The organism is Mycobacterium sp., from assembly GCF_032162105.1.
In the GTDB taxonomy this organism is placed as follows: Bacteria; Actinomycetota; Actinomycetes; order Mycobacteriales; family Mycobacteriaceae; genus Mycobacterium.
On sequence record NZ_JAVRPS010000010.1, the window covers coordinates 1 to 2,936 of the forward strand.

At 66.0% G+C, this 2,936-nt stretch carries 3 protein-coding genes; all 3 read left to right on the top strand.

Annotated features, from left to right (window positions below; all coding sequences use genetic code 11):
• The first annotated feature begins 76 nt into the window (after positions 1–76).
• Complete coding sequence (locus QOC69_RS00380) at positions 77–1,129, top strand: ATP-dependent DNA ligase (protein WP_526435231.1); 1,053 nt, start codon at positions 77–79, stop codon at positions 1,127–1,129.
• Between the two features lies 1 nt (position 1,130).
• Positions 1,131–2,168 carry a non-homologous end-joining DNA ligase gene (gene ligD, locus QOC69_RS00385; RefSeq protein ID WP_526435233.1) on the top strand — a complete coding sequence of 346 codons (1,038 nt, stop codon included), beginning with the start codon at positions 1,131–1,133 and terminating at the stop codon, positions 2,166–2,168.
• A gap of 339 nt (positions 2,169–2,507) precedes the next feature.
• The gene (locus QOC69_RS00390) at positions 2,508–2,795 is read left to right on the top strand and encodes a hypothetical protein (protein ID WP_526435235.1); all 288 of its coding nucleotides are present in this window, start codon (positions 2,508–2,510) and stop codon (positions 2,793–2,795) included.
• Positions 2,796–2,936 lie beyond the last annotated feature (141 nt).

Here is a 2,936-nt window from a genome sequence, read left to right on the forward strand (position 1 = left end):
CGATTAGTTCGTCTGGGTCTACCGGTCTACATGAACATCGCCAGCTCGTGGCGCGGTGAGTACCCGATGGATCAGGATGGACGCCGTGGACCTTCCCGTACAGCCACCCGTGGACCCGATGCTGGCCAAGGCCGCGGAGAAGGTGCCCGACGATCCAGGGGTGTGGTCCTACGAACCCAAGTGGGACGGCTTTCGCGCGCTGGTCTTCCGCGACGGCGACGAGGTAGTGCTGCTGTCGCGCAGCGGCAAGGATCTGGGCCGCTACTTCCCCGAGCTGCTCGAGTCGCTCCGAGAGGAGCTGGCACCGCGCTGTGTCCTCGATGGCGAGGTCGTCGTGCCGCGCGAGATCGACGGCCGCATCCGGCTGGACTGGGAGTCGCTGAGCCAGCGCATCCACCCCGCCGAGAGCCGGGTCACGATGCTCGCCGAGCAGACCCCTGCCCACTTCATCGGATTCGACGCGCTGGCCACCGGCGACCGCTCGCTGTTGGGCGAGCCGTTCCGGGAACGCAGGCAGGCGTTGACCGACCTGGTCAACGAAAAGCAGTGGTGCCACGTCACGCGAACTACCGAGGACCCCGAACTCGGCACGCACTGGCTGACCACGTTCGAGGGGGCAGGGCTGGACGGCGTGATCGCCAAGCGCCTCGACGGTCACTACCTGCCGGGCAAGCGCGAGATGATCAAGGTCAAACACAAACGCGACGCCGACTGCGTGGCGATCGGCTACCGGATCCACAAGAGCGGCGAAGGCGTCGGGTCTGTTCTGCTCGGCCTGTATCGCGACGACGGCGAGCTTCAGATGATCGGTGGCGCAGCATCATTCAGCGTCAAGGACCGACTGAAGATGTTCGCCGATCTCGAGCCCCTGCGCGAAGGCGACCAGATCAACGACGGCGAGCCGAGCCGGTGGAACTCTGCGGCCGACAAGCGGTGGATCCCGGTGCGGCCGGAGAAGGTCGCCGAGGTGGCCTACGACCAGATGGAGGGGAATACAGTGCACGGTCAACGGTTCCGGCACGCGGTGAAGTTCGTGAGGTGGCGGCCCGACCGTGACCCGTCCAGCTGCAGGTTCGACCAGCTCGACGTGCCGCTGAACTACGATCTGTCCGACGTGCTGGAGTCCTGACATGGCAACTCCCGCAGAGGAAATCGACGTCGATGGCATCGCCGTCCGGTTGACCAGTCCCGACAAGGTGTACTTCCCGAAGCTGGGTTCGGGTGGCACCAAGCGCACGCTCTTCGACTACTACCTTGCCGTCGCGCAGCCCATGCTCGCCGTCCTTCGGGACCGCCCCACTCATCTGCAGCGCTTTCCGGACGGCATCGACGGCGAGGAGATCTACCAGAAACGGGTTCCCGCAAAGCATCCCGACTATCTGGAGACTTGTGAGGTGACCTTTCCGTCCGGTCGCACCGCGGACGCACTCAAGGTGACACACCCGTCGGCGATCGCGTGGGCGGCGCAAATGGGCACCATCACGCTGCATCCATGGCAGGTGCGTTGCCCCGACACCGAGCACCCCGACGAGCTGCGCATCGATCTGGATCCCCAGCCGGGTACCGCGTTCGCCGAGGCCCGCGAGATCGCCGTCGACGTGCTGAAGCCCGTTCTCGACGAGCTCGGCATCGTCGGCTACCCGAAGACGTCGGGCGGACGTGGCGTGCACGTGTTCATCCGGATCAAACGAGACTGGGACTTCGTCGCGGTGCGCCGGGCGGGCATCGCGCTGGCCCGTGAGGTCGAGCGGCGCGCGCCCGATGCGGTCACCACGTCGTGGTGGAAGGAGGAGCGTGGGGAGCGGTTGTTCATCGACTACAACCAGAACGCGCGCGACCGCACCTTCGCGTCGGCCTACTCGGCGCGCCGCACCGAGATCGCGACCGTGTCCACCCCGCTGACCTGGGGTGAACTGGCCGACGCCGACCCCGACGACTACACCATCGCCACCGTGCCGGACCTGGTGGCCAAGCGGGACGACCCGTGGGCGGACATCGACGCCGTCGCGCACTCCATCGAACCGTTGTTGGAGATGGCCGCCGCCGACGAGGAACGCGGTCTGGGCGACCTGCCCTACCCGCCGAACTACCCGAAGATGCCTGGGGAGCCACCGCGGGTCCAACCGAGCAAGAAGAACCCTGCCAACTGGGGAAATGAGTCTGACTGAGGTCGTGCATGCCTGGCCACGTGGCCCCACCAAAATTACTGGAAAGTGGGGAGATTTAGTCATTGCTGCACGGGTTCGGCTGCCTCATGGTGCTCGGGCGAGGGCCCGCCCGCCACCCGCCGAAATGGGATGACGGGGCGTGGCGCAGCGGGGCAGGCAACCCCTTTGCTTCCAAGTGCCAGCACCCTTGCCGCGTCTTGCGGCGGCAAGCGTAAGGGACGAGAGTAGAGACTGCCCAGCTGGATGCGCCGCACGAGGTTGCCGAGCGAGTGGCATGAACGAGGCTGGGTCGCGTTCCACCGCGAGGCGTCGTAAAGAGGGGTTTGCACAATGAAACTGATGAGAATCTTGGCCGAAGCCGCCATCGTCTGCGCGCTTGGCCTCACCGCATTCGGACTTGGCACGGGCGTCGCGAACGCCAATCCATCGTCGCCCGGCGTAGCGGGGATACCGTTGCCGCAGGACAAACCCCATGGAAACCATGATGGAGACGGCGGGGACTGGGGTGACAGCGGGGACTGGCGAGGCGGCGGGAATTGGGGCGTGCCGGGGGGCTGGAACGGCGGCGGACCCTTCGGCTGCATCAGCGGTCCAGTGGGGTGGGGCACCGGTTTCATTTGCATCTAGGGTTCCGAGGTAAGGATTCCGACCACAAGCGCGATTAGCGCAGCGCGACGACGACCTCGCTGAGATGGTCGTCCGGGTCGGCCTTGACCAGCCAATTCTCTGCGGTCGAGTAGGCCGCCACCGAACTCAGCTCGACCACGC